Origin of the sequence: Rhizobium sp. CC1099 (assembly GCF_029714385.1) — a bacterium.
In the GTDB taxonomy this organism is placed as follows: Bacteria; Pseudomonadota; Alphaproteobacteria; order Rhizobiales; family Rhizobiaceae; genus Rhizobium.
This window is the reverse complement of sequence record NZ_CP121641.1, coordinates 1,906,821-1,923,867: the sequence shown is the minus strand read 5'-3', so window position 1 is coordinate 1,923,867 and position 17,047 is coordinate 1,906,821. Positions and strand designations below refer to the sequence as shown.

Annotated in this window: 21 protein-coding genes and 1 pseudogene; 10 read left to right on the top strand and 12 right to left on the bottom strand. The window is 61.6% G+C overall.

All coding sequences use genetic code 11. From position 1 onward, the window contains the following. The first annotated feature begins 8 nt into the window (after positions 1-8). Positions 9-845, top strand: coding sequence for an ABC transporter permease subunit (locus QA644_RS09870; RefSeq protein WP_283072218.1), 837 nt, complete (start codon positions 9-11; stop codon positions 843-845). 10 nt (positions 846-855) lie between these two features. Then, positions 856-1,674 (top strand): ATP-binding cassette domain-containing protein, encoded by an 819-nt coding sequence (locus tag QA644_RS09865; protein ID WP_283072217.1) that lies wholly within the window; start codon positions 856-858, stop codon positions 1,672-1,674. 16 nt (positions 1,675-1,690) lie between these two features. Here the strand turns inward: QA644_RS09865 and QA644_RS09860 are convergent. The 3 genes and pseudogenes from QA644_RS09860 to QA644_RS09850 form a co-directional block, all read right to left on the bottom strand. After that, positions 1,691-1,957, bottom strand: a pseudogene (locus QA644_RS09860) (metalloregulator ArsR/SmtB family transcription factor); the annotation flags it as partial. Further along, the gene (locus tag QA644_RS09855) at positions 1,954-2,646 is read right to left on the bottom strand and encodes a glutathione S-transferase family protein (RefSeq protein ID WP_283072216.1); all 693 of its coding nucleotides are present in this window, start codon (positions 2,644-2,646) and stop codon (positions 1,954-1,956) included. The pseudogene QA644_RS09860 and the gene QA644_RS09855, both read right to left, overlap by 4 nt. A 185-nt stretch (positions 2,647-2,831) precedes the next feature. Further along, positions 2,832-3,644 carry a methyltransferase gene (locus QA644_RS09850; RefSeq protein WP_194729853.1) on the bottom strand — a complete coding sequence of 271 codons (813 nt, stop codon included), beginning with the start codon at positions 3,642-3,644 and terminating at the stop codon, positions 2,832-2,834. 124 nt (positions 3,645-3,768) lie between these two features. Between QA644_RS09850 and QA644_RS09845 the strand changes: the two genes are divergently transcribed. Beyond that, positions 3,769-4,494 carry a DUF2270 domain-containing protein gene (locus QA644_RS09845; protein ID WP_074068482.1) on the top strand — a complete coding sequence of 242 codons (726 nt, stop codon included), beginning with the start codon at positions 3,769-3,771 and terminating at the stop codon, positions 4,492-4,494. A gap of 5 nt (positions 4,495-4,499) precedes the next feature. Here the strand turns inward: QA644_RS09845 and QA644_RS09840 are convergent, their stop codons facing one another. The 4 genes from QA644_RS09840 to QA644_RS09825 form a co-directional block, all read right to left on the bottom strand. Continuing rightward, entirely contained in the window at positions 4,500-4,766 is a 267-nt protein-coding gene (locus QA644_RS09840) for an usg protein (RefSeq protein ID WP_039845088.1), read from the bottom strand. A 158-nt stretch (positions 4,767-4,924) separates the two neighbouring features. After that, positions 4,925-5,755, bottom strand: a complete 831-nt coding sequence (locus QA644_RS09835) for an ABC transporter permease (RefSeq protein ID WP_283072215.1) — start codon at positions 5,753-5,755, stop codon at positions 4,925-4,927. Continuing rightward, the gene (locus QA644_RS09830) at positions 5,752-6,555 is read right to left on the bottom strand and encodes an ABC transporter permease (RefSeq protein WP_239598513.1); all 804 of its coding nucleotides are present in this window, start codon (positions 6,553-6,555) and stop codon (positions 5,752-5,754) included. The genes QA644_RS09835 and QA644_RS09830 overlap by 4 nt, the downstream gene beginning before the upstream one ends. Before the next feature lie 113 nt (positions 6,556-6,668). Continuing rightward, entirely contained in the window at positions 6,669-7,442 is a 774-nt protein-coding gene (locus QA644_RS09825) for an ABC transporter substrate-binding protein (protein ID WP_074068473.1), read from the bottom strand. Positions 7,443-7,765: 323 nt separating this feature from the next. On the opposite strand from QA644_RS09825, the gene QA644_RS09820 reads away from it, so the two are divergent. Beyond that, positions 7,766-9,892 (top strand): OmpA family protein, encoded by a 2,127-nt coding sequence (locus QA644_RS09820; protein ID WP_283072214.1) that lies wholly within the window; start codon positions 7,766-7,768, stop codon positions 9,890-9,892. A gap of 48 nt (positions 9,893-9,940) precedes the next feature. On the opposite strand, the gene mobB is transcribed toward QA644_RS09820, so the two are convergent. Genes mobB through QA644_RS09805 form a run of 3 tightly spaced genes read right to left on the bottom strand, consistent with a single transcriptional unit; the run spans position 9,941 to position 12,005 of the window. Then, a complete protein-coding gene (gene mobB, locus QA644_RS09815) occupies positions 9,941-10,462 on the bottom strand; it encodes a molybdopterin-guanine dinucleotide biosynthesis protein B (protein ID WP_022715154.1) in 522 nt (173 codons plus the stop codon). Next, positions 10,459-11,088 (bottom strand): molybdenum cofactor guanylyltransferase MobA, encoded by a 630-nt coding sequence (gene mobA / locus QA644_RS09810; RefSeq protein ID WP_283072211.1) that lies wholly within the window; start codon positions 11,086-11,088, stop codon positions 10,459-10,461. The genes mobB and mobA overlap by 4 nt, the downstream gene beginning before the upstream one ends. 8 nt (positions 11,089-11,096) lie before the next feature. Continuing rightward, the gene (locus tag QA644_RS09805; protein ID WP_194729847.1) at positions 11,097-12,005 is read right to left on the bottom strand and encodes a DMT family transporter; all 909 of its coding nucleotides are present in this window, start codon (positions 12,003-12,005) and stop codon (positions 11,097-11,099) included. On the opposite strand from QA644_RS09805, the gene QA644_RS09800 reads away from it, so the two are divergent. The 4 genes from QA644_RS09800 to QA644_RS09785 all read left to right on the top strand — a co-directional run bounded on the left by QA644_RS09800 (position 11,956) and on the right by QA644_RS09785 (position 13,784). Next, positions 11,956-12,339, top strand: a complete 384-nt coding sequence (locus tag QA644_RS09800) for a hypothetical protein (protein ID WP_283072465.1) — start codon at positions 11,956-11,958, stop codon at positions 12,337-12,339. The two genes, QA644_RS09805 and QA644_RS09800, sit on opposite strands and share 50 nt — an antisense overlap. Positions 12,340-12,485: 146 nt before the next feature. Beyond that, positions 12,486-13,256: an SDR family oxidoreductase gene (locus QA644_RS09795; protein ID WP_283072209.1), complete on the top strand. Its 771-nt coding sequence runs from the start codon at positions 12,486-12,488 to the stop codon at positions 13,254-13,256. A 79-nt stretch (positions 13,257-13,335) separates the two neighbouring features. Next, positions 13,336-13,542 carry a CsbD family protein gene (locus QA644_RS09790; RefSeq protein WP_022715159.1) on the top strand — a complete coding sequence of 69 codons (207 nt, stop codon included), beginning with the start codon at positions 13,336-13,338 and terminating at the stop codon, positions 13,540-13,542. A 50-nt stretch (positions 13,543-13,592) separates the two neighbouring features. Next, positions 13,593-13,784 carry a hypothetical protein gene (locus tag QA644_RS09785; RefSeq protein WP_283072206.1) on the top strand — a complete coding sequence of 64 codons (192 nt, stop codon included), beginning with the start codon at positions 13,593-13,595 and terminating at the stop codon, positions 13,782-13,784. Positions 13,785-13,803: 19 nt separating this feature from the next. On the opposite strand, the gene moaA is transcribed toward QA644_RS09785, so the two are convergent. Then, complete coding sequence (gene moaA, locus QA644_RS09780; protein ID WP_283072204.1) at positions 13,804-14,850, bottom strand: GTP 3',8-cyclase MoaA; 1,047 nt, start codon at positions 14,848-14,850, stop codon at positions 13,804-13,806. Between the two features lie 133 nt (positions 14,851-14,983). Between moaA and QA644_RS09775 the strand changes: the two genes are divergently transcribed. Together QA644_RS09775 and QA644_RS09770 are read left to right on the top strand one after the other, a co-directional pair. Further along, the gene (locus QA644_RS09775) at positions 14,984-15,358 is read left to right on the top strand and encodes a DUF971 domain-containing protein (protein ID WP_239598525.1); all 375 of its coding nucleotides are present in this window, start codon (positions 14,984-14,986) and stop codon (positions 15,356-15,358) included. Positions 15,359-15,385: 27 nt separating this feature from the next. Further along, positions 15,386-16,576 carry a low temperature requirement protein A gene (locus QA644_RS09770; RefSeq protein ID WP_283072202.1) on the top strand — a complete coding sequence of 397 codons (1,191 nt, stop codon included), beginning with the start codon at positions 15,386-15,388 and terminating at the stop codon, positions 16,574-16,576. 2 nt (positions 16,577-16,578) lie between these two features. Here the strand turns inward: QA644_RS09770 and QA644_RS09765 are convergent, their stop codons facing one another. Further along, positions 16,579-17,046: a MarR family transcriptional regulator gene (locus QA644_RS09765; RefSeq protein WP_283072200.1), complete on the bottom strand. Its 468-nt coding sequence runs from the start codon at positions 17,044-17,046 to the stop codon at positions 16,579-16,581. Position 17,047 lies beyond the last annotated feature (1 nt).

Below are 17,047 nucleotides of genomic sequence, written 5' to 3'. Positions count from 1 at the left end.
AGATAAGCATGTCGGTTTTCGAAACGCCGTTCACGCGAGCGATCGCCGGGCAGGAGAGCCGCAAGGTGCGCTCTCGATTTTCGCTTCCGAGCCGCGAAGCGCTGCTGCCCTATCTGGTACCGCTCGTAATCATTCTCGCCTGGCAGGCGGCGTCTTCGGCAGGGCTTATCTCCTCGCGTGTCATGCCGTCACCGGCGGATGTGGCTGTCGCCTTCTGGTCGACCACGCTATCCGGGCAGTTGCCGCATGACGTTTTCGTCAGTGCGGGCCGGGCTTTCGCGGGGCTCATCGTCGGCGGGTCGATCGGCTTCCTGCTCGGCATTGCGAACGGCGTTTCGAAGATTTCCGAGCAGCTGACGGATACGACATTGCAGATGCTGCGCACCATTCCGCATCTGGCGATGATCCCGCTTGTCATTCTCTGGTTCGGGATCGGTGAAGAATCGAAGCTCTTCCTCACTTCGCTCGGCGTGCTTTTCCCGGTCTATCTCAATACCTATCACGGCGTGCGCAACGTCGACCGCGACCTGATCGAGATGGGCAGGGTCTATGGCATGGGCGGCTGGACGCTGTTTCGCAAGGTGATCTTTCCGGGCGCGCTGCCCTCGATCTTCGTCGGGCTGCGCTATGCGCTCGGCATCATGTGGCTGACGCTGATCGTTTCGGAATCGATCGCCGCGTCCTCCGGCATCGGCCACATGGCGAACAATGCCCGCGAGTTCATGATGACGGATGTCGTGGTGCTGGCGCTGGTGATCTATGCCGTGCTCGGCAAGCTGGCGGATGTCGTGGCGCGGGCGCTGGAGCGGCGGGCGCTGACGTGGAACCCCGTCTATCAGAAATAGGAGAGACGCAATGACCGTCATCACGCATGAGCGCTTCCAGGGGGCTCTTGAGCCGGAATACGAGACGGAAGCGGCCGTTGCGCAAGCCGGTGCCGCTTCGATTACGCTGACGGGCCTTGAGAAGAGTTTCAGCGGCAACCGGGTTTTGCGCGGCATCAACCTGCACATTCCGGCGGGCCAGTTCGTCGCGGTGATCGGCAAGAGCGGTTGCGGCAAGAGCACGCTGCTTCGGATCCTCGTGGGGCTCGATCAGCCGACGGCCGGTGAGTTGAGCTTCGAAAATACCGCCGGTGCCGAGGGCCAGCCGAACGCGCGCATCGTCTTCCAGGAGCCGCGCCTGCTGCCGTGGCTGAGCGTGGCGGAGAATGCAGCCGTCGGGCTTGGCGACAATGTGGAGAAGCGGTTGGCACTGGCGGAAGCGGCGGCGGTGCTCTCCGAAGTGCAGCTTGCCGAGAAGGCGTCGGAATGGCCGTCACGGCTTTCCGGCGGCCAGCGGCAGCGCGTGGCGCTGGCCCGGGCGCTGGTGAGCAAGCCCGGCGTGCTGGCGCTTGACGAACCGCTCGGGGCATTGGATGCGCTGACGCGCATCAGCATGCAGGAACTCCTCAATCGCGTCTGGCGCGAACTCGGCTTCACCGCCGTACTGGTGACGCATGACGTCAGCGAGGCGGTGCATCTGGCCGACCGGGTGATCGTGCTCGATGAGGGGCGGATCGCGCTCGATCTGGCGATCCCTTATCCGCATCCGCGCAGGCACGGCAATGCCGAACTCGCCGAACTGGAGGGCAAGCTGCTTGCGGCGATCCTCGGCAAGGAAGCGGCGCGTTAGGTCAGTTTTGTTGATTTCGCTCGGAAATCCAGCGATCGAGATGGCCAAGCGCGTCCTGCTGCAGGCGGTAGGTGCGGACGCGGCCGGCCTTTTCGGACTGCACGAGGCCGCTCGATTCCAGCACGCTCAGATGCTTCATCACTGTCGGCAGCGTCATGGAGAGAGGCTTTGCCAGCTCCATGACGGAGGCAGGGCCGCGGCCGAGGCGATCGACCATGCCGCGGCGGCTGCGGTCGGACAAAGCGTGAAACATCCGGTCGAGGGCGGCAGGTTCCATGATCATTCGGTGGGCATTTCGCTGCGGATGCGCTCGGGGAGCTGGTGACTGTACGGGTAGAACTTGAAGTAGGGCAATGCCTCCTTCAGCACCCGCGCAAAGGACGGCCGCTCGAGCAGGCGTTCGTAATAGGCGCGGAGCTTCGGCTGGTCGTCGCCGAAGGGAACGAGCGTTTCGGCATAGAAGAGGGCTGGTGCCGCAGCGCAATCGGCCATCGTGAAGCTGTCGCCGGTGATCCACTGGTTGCTGCCGAGCTGCTGCTCGATCATGCCGTAGGCCGTTGCATGCGTGCCGCGTGCCTCTTGCACGCCATGCGGATCCTTGCCGCCGTCCGGCCGGAGGGTATCGGTGACGATCTTCTGCATCGGCGTCTGCACATAGAGATCGAAGAAGCGGTCCCAGAGGCGGACGCGAAGCGCCCGGTCGATATCGTCCGGCAACAGGCGGATAGTGCCGGGGTAATGTCGGTCGAGATATTCGATGATGATGCTCGTCTCGGGGATCGTGCTGTCCAGCGCCTCGTCGCGCAGGACCGGCATCTTGCCGACCGGCCAAAAGCGGAACAGATCGGCGCTCGACATTTCATCGGCCAGATCGACGGTGCGGTTTTCGAAAGGCGTGCCGTTCTCGTAAAGCGCGATCAACACCTTGTGGCAGAAGGAGGCGAGGGGATGTCCGTAAAGAACCAGCGACATGGATCGAGCCTTCAGTGATCGGAAAGTTTACTGAATGGCTAAGTATCAGGTTGCTGCTCGGGCCGCAAGGGATGGTTTCCTGATTGGGTAAGTGTCCGATGCAGCGCGATCCGTTATTTCTTATGTCGTGTCAGGGAGGCTAGATGCTTATAAGCGAAGGCAGTTAGCTTGAAGGATCGTGCGCCTCAGCCGGCCAACCGCGCGATCACCAGATGTCCCGGACTGGGCTGACCTTCCTGCATTCGGACGTTGATTTCGCACATCTCCACGAGGTCGAAGCCGGTCGCTATCAGGCGGTCGCGGATATAGGCTTCGGCGTGCAGGAAGCGCTGGTGCGGGCCGACGGCGTAAAGGCGGCCGTCGGTTGGCGGGAGCGTCTCGGATGAGAAGATGAAGAGGCCCCCGGGCGTCAGGTTTTCGGCGACGCCGAAGAAGAGCGGCTCCAGGGCGCCGAGATAGGGCAGCACGTCGGTCGCGGTGATGAGGTCGAAGGCGTCTTCGTCGTTGTCGTCGAGGAAGTCCTCGACCTCGGCCACGAAGAGCGTCTCGTAGATTTCCTTCTCATGGGCGATCTCGACCATGTTTTCGGAAATATCGATGCCCGTCATCTCCTCGCAGAGGTCGCGCAGCGTGCCGCCCGTGAGCCCCGTGCCGCAGCCGAGGTCGAGCAGGCGCTTGAAGCGATCGAGCTTCAGCTCCTGCAGGCGCTGGCGCACCAGCATGGGGACGTGGTAGCTGAGCTGCTCGACAAGCACGTCCTCGAAAACTTCGGCATGCTGGTCGAAAAGGGTTTCGACATAGGCATCCGGCGCCCTGACCGGCGTTTCGCCGCGGCCCATCGAGGCGATGCGGACGGCGGCGCCGCCGTGGTCTTCGGGGTCGATTGCCAGCACCTCCTCATAGGCCTTCACGGCAGCGTCGATGTCACCGGCCTTTTCGAGGGCAAGGGCGCGGTTATAGGCTTCCGCAAGCGCTTCCTCGTCGATCTTCTTTGCCATTGCCGTCGCCACCTTTTTAAGTTCAGGCAAGCCTCTAAGGCGGCTTGCCGCCTTTTGCAATGGCGGCCTTGGAGGCGCAGAATGCGAAATGGAGATGTCAATAAAAAGGAAAGGGAGGAATGCCATGACGACGGACATCAGCAAGCCCGGCCTTGACGAGAGCGCCCGGAAGGAGGCAACGCCGCCACTGCCGCTGACGCCGGTCGAAATCACCAATACGCTCGCGCACTATTATCGCGGCGAACTCGGACGCATGACGAGTTGGCGGGATCGCATCGACCGGACGTCGAACTGGGCGATCACGGTGGTCGCAGCATTGCTCTCCCTCTCGCTGTCGACGCCGACCGCGCATCATGGCGTGCTTCTCTTCGGAATAATGCTGATCTCGCTGCTCTTGCTCATCGAGGCGAGGCGCTACCGGTTCTTCGATATCTACCGGGCCCGGGTCCGGCAGGTCGAAAAAAACTATTTCGCGCAGATCCTGTCGCCGGAGGCGAATTCCGCGCGCGATTGGGGTCCAGTGGTCGCAAGGAGCCTGCGCAAGCCGACGTTCCTGCTGACCTATGCGGATGCCGTCCAGCGGCGGCTGCGGCGCAACTACAGCTGGATGTATCTCATCATGCTGCTTGCCTGGGCGCTGAAAATCACGACGCCGAAACTGCAGACCGAGGGCAGCGCGCTGGCACAGGCACATTCCTGGACCTATGTGATCGACAATGCCGTGCTCGGACCGCTTCCGGGGCTCGTGGTGATTGCCCTCGTGGTGGCCTTCTATCTCGCCATCCTCTACGGCGTGTTACGCCGGGAACCCGACAAAGGCGAGTTCATTCATGGCGAGGCGCATGTCTAGCGGCCTCAATGCAGAATGAACTCGCCTTTCAGGGCGCGCCATTCCGTTGCCGAAATCAGCTTGCGGTGGATGTAGCGCACCGAATGCAGCGGGCCGTCCAGTTTTTCCTGCCAGAACTTCAGAAAGCCGCGCATTTCGGGAAAATCCGGAGCAAGATCGTATTCCTGCCAGATGTAGGTCTGGAGGATCGCCGGGTGATCCGGCAGGTGGTAGAGGATGTGGGCGGTGGTCAGCCCGTATCCCTGAAGCTGCTTTTCGAAATCCTTGTTCATCTCAGCCTCGGTTTCGTTCCCATGTCACGTTTGTGAAACATTATATGAAATGGAAACACGCGTCGGTTAACGCAAGCTTGACAGATGTGGGAGGAAAAGGCTATTTGTTTTTGATTTCAATGGCTTGGCAGCACTCATGTGGGAGTGCTACCAAGCGGTCAGCGCTTTAGATGCCGTGTCAGGCGGCGCTCGATCCAGTTCCAGAAATGCCGGAGCGCTTCGACCATCGAAAGATAGAAGATCGCCGCCCAGAGATAGGTCTGGTAATCGAAGGTGCGCGAGAAGGCGTAGCGGGTTTCGCCCATCAGATCGAGGACGGTGATGATGGCGACCACGGCAGAGCCCTTGATCAGCAGGATGATTTCATTGCCGTAGGGGCGCAGCGCGACGATGAGCGCCTGCGGCAGAACGATCTTGCGGAAGGCGACGGTCTTGTGAATGCCGAGCGCTGACGCTGCCTCGTGCTGGCCGCTCGGCACGCTTTCGATGGCGCCGCGCAGGATTTCGGCCTGATAGGCGGCGGTATTGATCGTCATCGAGAAGAGACCGCAATACCAGGCGTCGCGGAAGAACCACCAGAGGCCGGCGGCTTCGAGCTGCGCGCGGAAGCCGCCGAGGCCGTAGTAGATCAGAAAGAGCTGTGCCAAGAGCGGCGTGCCGCGGAAGACGTACACGTAGCAATAGGCAAGCGTGCTGATGATCCTGTTCTTCGACATGCGCGCGAAGGCGAGCGGCAGGGAAAGTGCTGCGCCGAAGATGACGGAGATCGCCACCAGGATGATCGTCGTCATCAGTCCGTGCAGGTAGCGCGGACCGTAGCGCGTGAATTTGTCCACGTCCCAGCCGGCGATCACCATGTAGATCAGGCTTGCGGCAAGCAGCGCCCAAAGGAGGACGAGGAGCGAGCCGACGACGCGCGTGCCCGTTATCGGCTTGACGATTTCCTTCGGCGCCGGCTGCGGCGGGATGAGGGTTTGCGCATAGCTCATCGGCGGGCCCCAGAGCGCTTCGCCCAGCGTTCGATATAGCTGAGGCCGATCGACGAGATGACCGCAAGCGCGAGATAGAGGCCGCAGGCGATGATGTAGAAGAAGAAAGCCTGCTTGGTGACGCGGACGGCCACACCGGTCTGGCGCAGGATGTCGGCAAGGCCGATGATCGAGACGTAGGAGGTGTCCTTGAGCAGGATCATCCACAGGTTCGTGAGGCCGGGCAGGGCGATGCGGATCAACTGCGGCAGCACGATCAGGCCGAGCGTGCGGCCGTGATGAAGGCCGAGCGCATAGCCGGCTTCGTACTGGCCCCTCGGAATGGCGCGGAAGGCCGACAGCAGCACTTCCGCGCAATAGGCGGAAAAGACCACCGAGAGCGCGATCATGCCGGCGACAAAGGCATTGATCTCCACCCGCTGCTCGTAGCCGAAGGAGGTGAGCACCGACTGAATCAGGATCTGCAGGCCGTAATAGATGATGAAGAGCGTCAGGAGCTCGGGCAGGCCGCGGAAGATCGTGGTGTAGATGCCCGACGCAAGGCGCACCGACCTTTCTTCCGATTGCTGGCCAAGCGCGACAAAGAAGCCGATGATGAGGCCGACGGGAAGCGTCAAAAGCGCCACGGCGACGGTAGTCTTCAGGCCGAGCGCGATTTCGTCTCCCCAGCCTGCATCGCCACAGGCGAGGATGGTCGATTGCCCGAACCAGGTGAAAACGCCGGCAGGTCCGCAGAGCGGATCAAAGATATATCCTATCCAGGCCCAGAACGAGCCCGGCGCGGAAAACAATCCGCCCATGCCAACTTTCCCCTCACGGCTTATGCCGTTTTGATCTTTCCAAGGTTGTCAAACAAAAATGGCGGAAGAGCAAGCCTTCCGCCACCATCTTTGCCGGTCAGTTACAAGTTTTCTTATTCGCCGTAAACGTCGAAGTCGAAGTACTTGTCCTGAATTTCCTTGTACTTGCCGTTGGCGCGGATCGCTGCGATCGCGGTGTTCAGCTTGTCCTTGAGCGGGTCGCCCTGGCGCACGGCGATGCCGGCGCCCTCGCCGTTGATTTCCTTGTCGACGGGAAGCGTCGTCAGGATCTTGCAGCAGGCGCCGGCTTCCGACTTGACCCATTCGGAGAGAACCACGACGTCGTCGATGGCGGCGTCGATACGGCCGCTCGAGATGTCGAGCTTATACTCGTCGGCGGTCGGATAGAGCTTGAGCTCCGTGTCGGCAAGGTGCTTTTCGGCGTAGTTGGCGTGCGTCGTCGACGTCTGTGCGCCGATCGTCTTGCCTTTTAGGCCGGCGACGTCGGTGATCGTCGAGTCCTTCGGCACGGCGACGGCCGGCGGCGTGTTGTAGTACTTGTTGGTGAAGTCGACGAGCTTCAGACGCTCCGGCGTGATCGACATCGACGAAACGATCATATCGTACTTCTTGGCCTGCAGCGCCGGAATGATGCCGTCCCAGTCGGCGCTGACGAAGGTGCATTCGGCCTTCATTTCAGCGCAGAGCGCCTTGGCGATGTCGATGTCGAAGCCCTTGATCTCGCCGCTGGCGTCTACGAATTCGAAGGGCGGGTAGGTCGAGTCGGTGCCGATCACGTACTTCTCGCCGTCGGCCATTGCCGAACCTGCGAAAAGCGACAGCGCTGCGAGTGAAGCAGCTGCGAGAAAGCGGGTGGAGATACGCATGAGGATCCTCTCTGTTGGTTGGCCGCTGCGTCTTCTTCTTATCCGCCAGCGACCGGAATGCGGCGGGCACGGGGCACCGCCTTGGCGCGATAATCAATCCTTTTTTTTGCAAATTGCAACTGGAATCGCAGCGGAATGGTGCGGCGCAAACTGTGGCAAAGATGAACGGCACCGAACCGCAGCATTCATACCGGGTTAATGACGGGCTTCCTAAAACAGGGGGAACAAATCCGGATTTGGTCGATTTCGATCCTGAGTCCGCCCCAAACGTCGGGACGCCCTGCAGGTGTTCCAAAAGGCTCAACAAGAAGACGAGGAACCCCATGGGTATGAAATCAAGATTGTTTGCCAGCGCCGCTTTCCCGCTGCTTTCGCTGTCGCTGGCTATGTCGCCGGCCCATGCAGCGACCGCAGCCGGTGGAAGTGCGCTGCGGCCCATACCGCAGGTGATCAGCGGCAGCTACGAGGTCGCGCAGGATGCTGCGCCTTCGGATGAAGAGCTTCTGAAGAAGAGACGCAAGCGGCCTGCCGAGGAGCAGCAGCCTGAGGCAGAACCCCAGCAGGAGGCGCCGCAGGCCGAACAGGAAGCGCCGCGTCGCAAGCAGCGCAAGGCACAACCCGAACCCGAGCAGGCCCCGGAAGCGCAGCAGGCTCAGCCAAGCGAGGAGCAGCCCCGACGCAAGAAGCGTCAAGCCGCCCCGGACCAGGCCGCGCCCGAGCCACAGCAGGAACAGGTAGCGCCTGAGGCTGCGCCGGAACAGCAGCCCGCGCAAAATCGCGAGCGGCCGCGCCGCAAGCAGCGCGAGCAGCAGCCTGCACAGCAGGAAACAGCGCCCCAGCAGGGCGAAGCCCAGCCGCAGGCCGACGAGCCGCAACAGCAGACGGAAGAGGCGCAGCCCGAGCAGCAGCGTCCGCGCAAGCGGCAGCAGCAAGCAACCGAAGGTGAGCAGCAGCCCGCGGCAAAACCCGGCCGCAAGCCCGTGAAAGAAGCTCAGCCGGAGCAGCAGCCGGCCGAAGATAAGGCAGCCGTACCGCAGGAATCACCGGCGCCCGAGAAGGCTCCTGTGCCCGCCGAATCTCCGGCACCCAAAAAGCCGCCGGTTCCCGCAGAGCCGGGCGAGGCGCAGAAGCCTGCCGAAGGTGGCGAACAGCCGCTGCAACAGCAGGGCGAGCAGGTGCCCGTCAAGCCCGCAGCGCCGACTGGCGAACAGCCGACCGGTGATGCGCAGCCGACAGAACAGGCAATTCCTGCTCCTGAGAAGGTGACACCGGAAGAGCTCGATCGCCGCAAGCAGATCGCCGAGGATCCGAGCAAGAGCAACGAGACCGTTGTCCTGCCGGTCGAAAACGGTGCCGCCGTGCTCGACAGCGACAAGGATGCCGACCGGGCTGCCGGCCGGGGCGGACGGCGTGAACGTGATCGCCTGCGCGCTGCAGAGCAGCAGGTCATCGCCGCCCCGAAATCCGATGCCGATGCGCAGCTCGCGCCGGAAGGCCAACGCCGTCCTCCGGTCAAGTTTGAGGCGGTGACGAGCGAAGAGGGCCGCAGGCTTGACCGCAGGCCAGAGTTCATGAGCCCGGAAGGTGCGCGCGTCGAACGTTACGAGGGTGACGACAACCGCACCATCATACAGTACAACAACCGGATCGTGGTGCGCAGCGATGACGACCGCCGCTTCCTCAGGGACGGCGAACGGCCGCTCTACGAGCAGCTTTCGCGGGACCGTTACCGCGAGACGATCGAGCGCCCGGAAGGCTATCGCATCGTGACCATCCGCAACCGCTATGGTGATATCATCCAGCGCTCGCGCATCGACAGCGGCGGCCGCGAATACGTTCTCTACTATTCGCCGGAACTCTACGATGATCCGGACCGCGGCTACTTCGAGGATCCGGGCGCTGATTTGCCGCCGATGCGGCTGGGGATCCCGGTGCGCGACTATATCATCGACACAAGCAGCAATCCCGATCGCGATTACTACGAGTTCCTGAGCGAGCCGCCCGTGGAACCCGTCGAGCGCGTCTATTCGCTGAACGAGGTGAAGTATTCGGCCCGTATCCGCGACAAAGTCCGTCGCATCGACCTCGATACGATCACCTTCGCGACGGGTAGCGCCGAGATCCCGATGAGCCAGGCCCAGAGCCTGCGCAAGGTTGCGGATGCGATGAACGAGGTGCTTCAAAAGGATCAGAGCGAGACCTTCCTGATCGAAGGCCATACGGATGCGGTCGGCTCCGACCAGAGCAATCTCGTCCTTTCGGACCAGCGTGCCGAATCGGTCGCCAACGTGCTGACGGACGTCTATGGCATTCCGCCGGAAAACCTTGCGACGCAGGGTTATGGCGAGCGCTATCTGAAGGTCAATATGGATGGCCCGGAACAGGAAAACCGCCGCGTGACCATTCGCCGCGTCACGGCTCTGGTGCGCCCGGTCGCGTCGAACCAGTAAGGTAATCAGCTCGAGGAGAAAATGCCGTCGCTAGCGCGGCGGCTTTTTCTATTTGCAAGCCGGAGAAAGTCCGATCTTGGCGGCGATGAAATCGGCGATCTTTGTCGTGTCGTCGAGATTGAAGACCGGCAGATCCGTGTCCGTGATGGGATGGTCGGCGGCGATGGCGCAGATATGCGGATCGGTCGGCGCCAGCAGATCGCGCCTGGCCGCTTCCAGGCGGCGGGCTTCGATCTTCGGGATCGGTTCGCGCTTGTAGCCTTCGATCAGTACCAGGTCGCAGGGAGCGAGGCGTGCGAGGATTTCCTCGAAGGCCGGTTCGGGGGCGCCGCGCAACTCATGCATGATGGCATAACGGGTGCCGGAGACGATCGTCACCTCATGCGCGCCGGCCTGCCGGTGGCGGTAGCTGTCGGCGCCGACCTTGTCGATATCGAAATCGTGGTGGGCGTGCTTGATCGTCGAGATGCGGTAGCCGCGGCGGGTGAACTCCTCGACGAGACGTACGGCAAGTCCCGTCTTGCCCGAATTCTTCCAGCCGGCGATTCCGAATATCCGTGGTCCGGTCATGACAGCACCTGCAGCCAGCGCTCGGCTTCCACCAAGTCGTCGGGCGTGTTGATGTTGAAGAAAGGGTCGAGCAGGCTGGCGCGCGTCGGATGCAGCGGGAAGGCAACTTCCGCAACGTTATGCCGTAACAGGAAGTCGCGCACGCGCCGCTTTTCGTCCGTTGCGATCCAGCCGGCGAGTTCGTCCCCCAGCGAAACCGGCCAAAGGCCGAAGACGGGATGAGGGCGGCCTTCGGAGGCGGCGATCGCGATCTTTTCCGGGGAATCGATTACGGCGGCGAAATCTGCGACAAGCTCCGCCGGGAAGAAGGGACTGTCGATCGAAACGGTCACGACATGGCTGACGCCCGGAAGCGTGGCCGCATGCGCCATGGCGGCATGGATGCCGGCCATCGGTCCCGCTTTGCCGGGGATGATATCCGGAATGAAGCGCAGGCCGCATTGCGGCTCGCTGTCGGCATTCACCGCAATTGTAGAGACCTGCGGGGCCAGCCGCGCGATGGCATGATCGAGCAGTGAGCGGCCGCCGAGCATGACGGAGGCTTTGTCCTGCCCCATGCGCGTCGAGCGGCCGCCGGCAAGGATGACGCCGGGAATATTGGTGTTCTGCAGGGAAAAATCGGCCATGGCGGTTCTCAGACGGGGCTTCTGGGCTCGGATTCCTGCGCCATCGGCGGCACGCGGCGTTTGGCCTCGCGATAGAAAGTATAAAGGCCGGACGCGATGACAACCGCAGCCCCGCAGAGCGTCCAGAAATCGGGCACCTCGGCGAAGAAGAAGACGCCGAGAAGTGCGGAGAAGATCAGGCTGGTATAGCGGAAGGGCGCGACGAAGGAGACTTCGCCGGTGCGCATCGCGAGGATGACGCATTGATAGCCGATCAGCACCAGGACGGAAGCGAGCAGCAGGTGCGAAAGCGAAGTGAGGCTGACGGGCTGCCAGCCGCCGAGCGCCGGCATGAGGAGCGCGCCGAAGAAGGCGACCGACATCGCGGTGACGACGGTCACCATTAACGAGGGGATTTCTGGATCGATGGAGCGGGTTGCAAGATCGCGCCCCGCCGTCACCAGGACGCTGGCGACGCAGAGGAGGGCTGCGGGTGTGAACCCTTCGGGACCGGGACGGATGATGATCATGACGCCGAGGAGGCCCACCAGGATTGCCGACCAGCGCCGCCAGCCGACTGGCTCGCGGAAAAAGAGTGCTGCTCCGAAGGTCACGACGAGCGGCAGGGACTGCAGGATGGCCGAGGCATTGGCGATCGGCATCATGCCCAGCGCCGTGATGTAGAAGACCGCGGCAAGCACTTCGCAGATGACGCGCAGGATGATAATCGGCTTCAGCACGATGCGCCAGGAGCGGAGCGCCCCTAGATGTCGGGCGATCAGATAGACGAGAATGCTGGTGAAGATGCCACGGATAAAAATGATTTCGCCAGCGTTCATATAGCTGATGACCGACTTGGAGAGGGCGTCGCTAGAGGAAAAGCCGGCCATGGCCAAGCTCATGAAGATTGCGCCCTGGGTATTGCGAGACCGCGGCATGAAAAGAGATTCCCGATTGTCGTGCCGTCCTTTTAGAGGGGATCGCGCATCAAGGGAATCGAATGAAAGTCACATCCAAAATAAATCGATTGCGCGGTGCACAATAAGCGGCGCCGATACCGAGTTTGGTGGCCGCGGCTTTGCTCAAACCACGGTTTTCAAAGGTAAATCCTTTCATTGCAGTGGCGTGTTGGAGTATTGGACACGCCAGAGCCGCCGCATTGTCGCGAAAGTCCTTCTATTCGACATGCTTTCGGACAAGATCGAGCGGTTCCGGACGTGTGTGCCGGAGAGCGAAGTGATCTCTGGCTGGGGACGCGGCCGGGCCGCCTGATAAGATCGCCACCGGCAGAATTGGAACCCGCCCTCGACCGTGTTTTTTTCTTTTCTTCGAGCAGACGCAGGAAACGGGTGGCTGCAGCCGCACGGTTTTGCGATCTGAGTGCCGAACTTGATCTTCAGCAATGAACGGAGTCCGGCATGAACAGCCTGAATGGAAAGATCGCAATCGTCAGTGGCGCCAGCGCCGGTATCGGCCGAGCCGCGGCCAAACTCTTTGCCGCCGAGGGCGCGAAACTCGTCGTCACAGCACGGCGTGAGGCAGCATTGGGAATGCTCGTCGAGGAGATCGAGGCAGTCGGCGGAGAGGCGGTTGCCGTTGCAGGCGAGATACGCGACGAGGGACTGCATCGATCGCTCGTGGAAACGGCGTCAAGGCGTTTCGGGGGGCTCGACATCGCCTTCAATAATGCGGGCGGCACCGGCACCTATGGCTCGCTTGCCGATATCTCGCTCGGCGATTGGCGCGATACCGTCGACCTCAACCTGACAAGCGGATTTCTCGCCGCCAAGCATCAGGCGCCGGCGATGACTGAGCGCGGCGGCGGATCGATCATCTTTACCTCGACCTTTGTCGGCCATACGGTGGGCATGCCCGGCATGGGCGCTTATGCGGCGGCGAAGGCGGGGCTGGTGGGGCTCGTGCAGGTGCTGGCGGTTGAATTGGGGCCGAAGAATGTGCGCGTGAACGCACTGCTTCCGGGCGGCGTCGACACACAGGCAAATCCGATCAACTTCCCGGACGCCACGCCGGAGACGATCGCCTTCGTCAAAGACTTGCACGCGCTAAAGCGGGTCGCCCAGCCGGAAGAGATCGCCAAGGTGGCGCTTTTCCTGGGCTCGGATATGGCGAGCTTCGTCACCGGTTCGACAATGCTCGCCGACGGCGGCGCTTCGATCAATCGCACATAACGTCCCCCGTTCAAAAAATTTGAACAAATCCGGGCTGTTGGCGTTTTCCATTCATGTCCAAGTAACGAGGAGAAGGAAGATGGATTGGAATCGTGTCGAAGGGAACTGGAAGCAGATGAAGGGTAAGATCAAGGAACAGTGGGGCAAGCTCACTGACGATGATCTCGACCAGATTGCGGGCCGCCGCGAGCAGCTTGAAGGCAAGCTTCAGGAGCGCTACGGCATTGCCAAGGATCGCATCCATCGCGAGGTCGACGACTGGTATGAGCGCCAGACCTGGCATTGAGCATGAGCCCGGCTCTCGCCGGGCTTCCTCCAGAAAAAAGAAGACACATCATGCCGGAAGATGTTCCAAATTCCACTGAACCGCCGCGTGGTCCCACACCGACACCGGACGCGCCCGATCGCGTTCAGGAAAGGCCGCCGTTAAAACCGGCTCACGACCCCTCGGACGACAAGAATCCCAACGATCCGTCGCCCCTCGATCCGGCACTATTGCCGATCGGCGATCCCGCCGGGACTGCTTGAGGCACTCAAGTGGAAGCGCTCACCCGCCGGTGACACTCATGTGGCGGGAGACCGCCGGGCGGTTGTGGGTGCGGTCAATGATGAAGTCGTGGCCTTTCGGCTTGCGGGTGATCGCTTCGTCGATCGCGGCGTAGACCAGGCCGTCGTCGTCCGTGGCGCGCAGTGCAGAGCGGAGGTCGGCGGCATCGTTCTGGCCGAGGCACATATAGAGCGTGCCGGTGCAGGTGAGGCGGACGCGGTTGCAGCTTTCGCAGAAATTATGCGTCATCGGCGTTATAAAGCCGAGGCGGCCGGCGGTTTCGGCGACTTCGACATAGCGTGCCGGACCGCCGGTCTTGTAGCCGATATCGGTTAGCGTGAACTCACGTTCGAGATCGGCGCGAAGCTGGGAGAGCGGCAGATATTGGTCGGTTCTGTCCTCGTCGATCTCGCCCATCGGCATGGTTTCGATGACGGTGAGGTCCATGCCGCGGCCATGGGCGAAACGCAGCATGTCCGGTATCTCGGCTTGGTTGAAATCCTTGAGCGCGACCGCGTTGAGCTTGATCTTCAAGCCGGCGTTCTGCGCCGCGTCGATTCCTTCCATGACCTTGGCGAAATCACCCCAGCGGGTGATCTTGCGGAACTTGTCGGGGTCCAGCGTATCAAGCGAGACGTTGATGCGGCGCACGCCGCAGTCGTAGAGCTCCTCCGCATGGCGGGCAAGCTGGGAGCCGTTGGTCGTCAGCGTCAGTTCCTCGAGGCCGGAGCCGATCCGCTTTCCGAGCTCGCGGACGAGGAACATGATGTTCTTGCGCACCAGCGGCTCGCCGCCGGTCAGCCTGATCTTGCGCACGCCCTTGGCGATGAAGGCCGAACAGAGCCGGTTCAGCTCTTCCAGCGTCAGAAGGTCCTTCTTCGGCAGGAATGTCATGTTTTCCGCCATGCAGTAGGTGCAGCGGAAATCGCAGCGGTCGGTGACGGAGACGCGCAGATAAGTGACCGCCCGTCCAAAGGGGTCGATCATCGGGGCTGCATCTGCCACTAGAGGCGATGCGCTTGCTATCGTTCCAACGTTGCTGTTCACCAATACCTCCGTCGTCATGGTAATGTGGACAGATGTGGCTGCACCGTCAAGGGAAAGGCGGGGGACGCACGGTAAATTGAGCTTGCCTCGAAATGCTCGATTGCCTACTGCTCTGTGACAATTGGAGAGAGCGATGAGCGATATCTGGCCGACTGAACTGCGTGTCTCGAAGGACCGGCAGCGTCTGACCGTGACCTTCAACGACGGCCAGAGCTTTGATCTTTCGGCCGAAATGTTACGCGTGCTTTCGCCCTCTGCAGAAGTACAGGGCCATGGGCCGGGGCAGAAGTTGACGGTTCCCGGCAAGCGCAACGTCGCAATCATCTCGATGACGCCGACCGGCAATTATGCCGTGCGCATCGGCTTCGACGACATGCACGATACGGGCATTTTCACCTGGGTCTATCTGCGCGAGCTCGGTGAGCGTGGGGAGGAGCTTTTTGCGGAATACGAGAGGGAACTCGGCGAGAAGGGCATGAGCCGCGACGTCGCGGAAAAGCCGCGCTGAGCGATCAACAGCCATAAAGGGGGGAAAATGGCGGGAACCACAGGTAAAAGCTGGCTGCGTTCGAAAGGAAGTCCGGCCGACAGCAAGGTCAGCTTTCTCGAGCTCTTCTTCGACCTGGTGTTCGTCTTTTCCATTTCACAGCTTTCCCACGCGCTGGCGGCCCACTACACGCTGCTCGGCGCAGTCGAAGCGGCGTTGATGACCTTCGCCGTCTGGTGGGTCTGGGTCTTTACCGCCTGGGTAACGAACTGGCTCGATCCGGAAAAGATGCCGGTGCGCGGCATGCTCGTTGCTCTGATGCTGCTCGGATTGGTGCTTTCGGCTTCGATTCCCGAAGCTTTCGGCGACAAGGGACTGCTTTTTGCCGCTGCCTACGTGCTGATGCAGGTCGGACGGTCGTTTTTTGCGCTTTATGCGATGAAGGATGCCGGCCGCTCGAACTATTTGAACTTCATCCGCATCAGCACATGGCTTGCGGTTGCCGGCGTTTTCTGGATCGCCGGCGGTTTTCTGGAGCATGAGGGGCGGTTGATTACATGGATTATCGCGCTCCTCATCGAATATGCGGGGCCGGCCTCAGGTTTCTTCGTGCCGGGGCTGGGCAAGTCGACGGCGGCGGACTGGGATGTCTCGGGCGCCCATATGGCGGAGCGTTGCGCGCTGTTCATCATCATCTGCCTCGGCGAAGCGATCCTCGTTTCCGGCCGCACATTTTCGGAACTGCCGTTTTCCGGTCTAACGACCGTCGTTTTCGTCACGGGCTTTGTTGGAACCGTCGCGATGTGGTGGCTCTATTTCCGTTTCGGGCATCAGCGGGCCGCACACCGGATCGAGCATGACGAGACGCCGGGCCGCCTTGCGCGGCAGGCTTTCACCTATGCGCATATTCCGATTCTCGCCGGCATCATCGTGCATGCGGTGGCCGTCGAGTTCATGTTCTCGCATCCCCACGACAGCGGCGATGTCGGCGTTATGGCTGCGATCCTCGGTGGCTCGGGGCTTTTCCTTGTTGGCAATCTCTGGTTCAAGGGCGCAACGAGCGGGCGAGCGCCGCTTTCGCATATCGCGGGTCTTGTGCTGCTAGTCCTTTTGGCGTTCCTGGCACCGGTGCTCGAAGTCTATGTGATGGGCATTCTGGCGACGCTGGTGCTGATCGTCGTTGCCGCATGGGAATACAGATCGCTTGCCGGGCGGCCGGCCGGGCGCACGCTGCACTGACATCAATCCTCGTCGCGCAGATCCTGCTGCAGCACGCCGATGATGCGTTCCATCGAGCTTGCCATGGCCATGCACTGCTCGATCGGCTCGGGGGACAGCACGCGCTCGATCAGGTCGGTCTGGATCACCATGGCGCGCTCGGTTACGCTGCGGCCCTCGGGTGTCAGGTAGAGCCGCAGCACACGCTTGTCCTTGTCGTCGCCGCGGCGCTTAATCAGTCCGCGTTTTTCCATCTGTGGCAGCAGCATGCTCATATTGGAGCGGCCGACGAGGAGCTTGCGGGCAAGCTCCTGCTGCGAGATGCCCTCGAAGCGATAAAGATTGATCAGAATATCGAGATGCGGGGTCTTGATATCGAGCTCTGCCAGCGAGCGGCCCAAGGATTGCTGCATCAACTGGCAGGCGCGGGCGACGGCGATCCAGCTGCGAAAACGCGGATGATCCCAAGGAAGGGATTGATTTTTGTTCATC

Excerpts from the sequence above, each read along its gene's own strand:
- QA644_RS09835 (WP_283072215.1), bottom strand. The coding sequence starts at position 5,755 with ATGAGCTATGCGCAAACCCTCATCCCGCCGCAGCCGGCGCCGAAGGAA.
- mobA (WP_283072211.1), bottom strand. The coding sequence starts at position 11,088 with ATGGCCGATTTTTCCCTGCAGAACACCAATATTCCCGGCGTCATCCTT.
- QA644_RS09855 (WP_283072216.1), bottom strand. The coding sequence starts at position 2,646 with ATGTCGCTGGTTCTTTACGGACATCCCCTCGCCTCCTTCTGCCACAAG.
- QA644_RS09775 (WP_239598525.1), top strand. The coding sequence starts at position 14,984 with ATGAGCGATATCTGGCCGACTGAACTGCGTGTCTCGAAGGACCGGCAG.
- QA644_RS09795 (WP_283072209.1), top strand. The coding sequence starts at position 12,486 with ATGAACAGCCTGAATGGAAAGATCGCAATCGTCAGTGGCGCCAGCGCC.
- QA644_RS09805 (WP_194729847.1), bottom strand. The coding sequence starts at position 12,005 with ATGCCGCGGTCTCGCAATACCCAGGGCGCAATCTTCATGAGCTTGGCC.
- QA644_RS09785 (WP_283072206.1), top strand. The coding sequence starts at position 13,593 with ATGCCGGAAGATGTTCCAAATTCCACTGAACCGCCGCGTGGTCCCACA.
- QA644_RS09825 (WP_074068473.1), bottom strand. The coding sequence starts at position 7,442 with ATGCGTATCTCCACCCGCTTTCTCGCAGCTGCTTCACTCGCAGCGCTG.
- QA644_RS09820 (WP_283072214.1), top strand. The coding sequence starts at position 7,766 with ATGGGTATGAAATCAAGATTGTTTGCCAGCGCCGCTTTCCCGCTGCTT.
- QA644_RS09800 (WP_283072465.1), top strand. The coding sequence starts at position 11,956 with ATGGCCAAGCTCATGAAGATTGCGCCCTGGGTATTGCGAGACCGCGGC.
- QA644_RS09850 (WP_194729853.1), bottom strand. The coding sequence starts at position 3,644 with ATGGCAAAGAAGATCGACGAGGAAGCGCTTGCGGAAGCCTATAACCGC.
- QA644_RS09870 (WP_283072218.1), top strand. The coding sequence starts at position 9 with ATGTCGGTTTTCGAAACGCCGTTCACGCGAGCGATCGCCGGGCAGGAG.
- QA644_RS09770 (WP_283072202.1), top strand. The coding sequence starts at position 15,386 with ATGGCGGGAACCACAGGTAAAAGCTGGCTGCGTTCGAAAGGAAGTCCG.
- QA644_RS09830 (WP_239598513.1), bottom strand. The coding sequence starts at position 6,555 with ATGGGCGGATTGTTTTCCGCGCCGGGCTCGTTCTGGGCCTGGATAGGA.
- QA644_RS09790 (WP_022715159.1), top strand. The coding sequence starts at position 13,336 with ATGGATTGGAATCGTGTCGAAGGGAACTGGAAGCAGATGAAGGGTAAG.
- QA644_RS09765 (WP_283072200.1), bottom strand. The coding sequence starts at position 17,046 with ATGAACAAAAATCAATCCCTTCCTTGGGATCATCCGCGTTTTCGCAGC.
- QA644_RS09840 (WP_039845088.1), bottom strand. The coding sequence starts at position 4,766 with ATGAACAAGGATTTCGAAAAGCAGCTTCAGGGATACGGGCTGACCACC.
- mobB (WP_022715154.1), bottom strand. The coding sequence starts at position 10,462 with ATGACCGGACCACGGATATTCGGAATCGCCGGCTGGAAGAATTCGGGC.
- QA644_RS09845 (WP_074068482.1), top strand. The coding sequence starts at position 3,769 with ATGACGACGGACATCAGCAAGCCCGGCCTTGACGAGAGCGCCCGGAAG.
- QA644_RS09865 (WP_283072217.1), top strand. The coding sequence starts at position 856 with ATGACCGTCATCACGCATGAGCGCTTCCAGGGGGCTCTTGAGCCGGAA.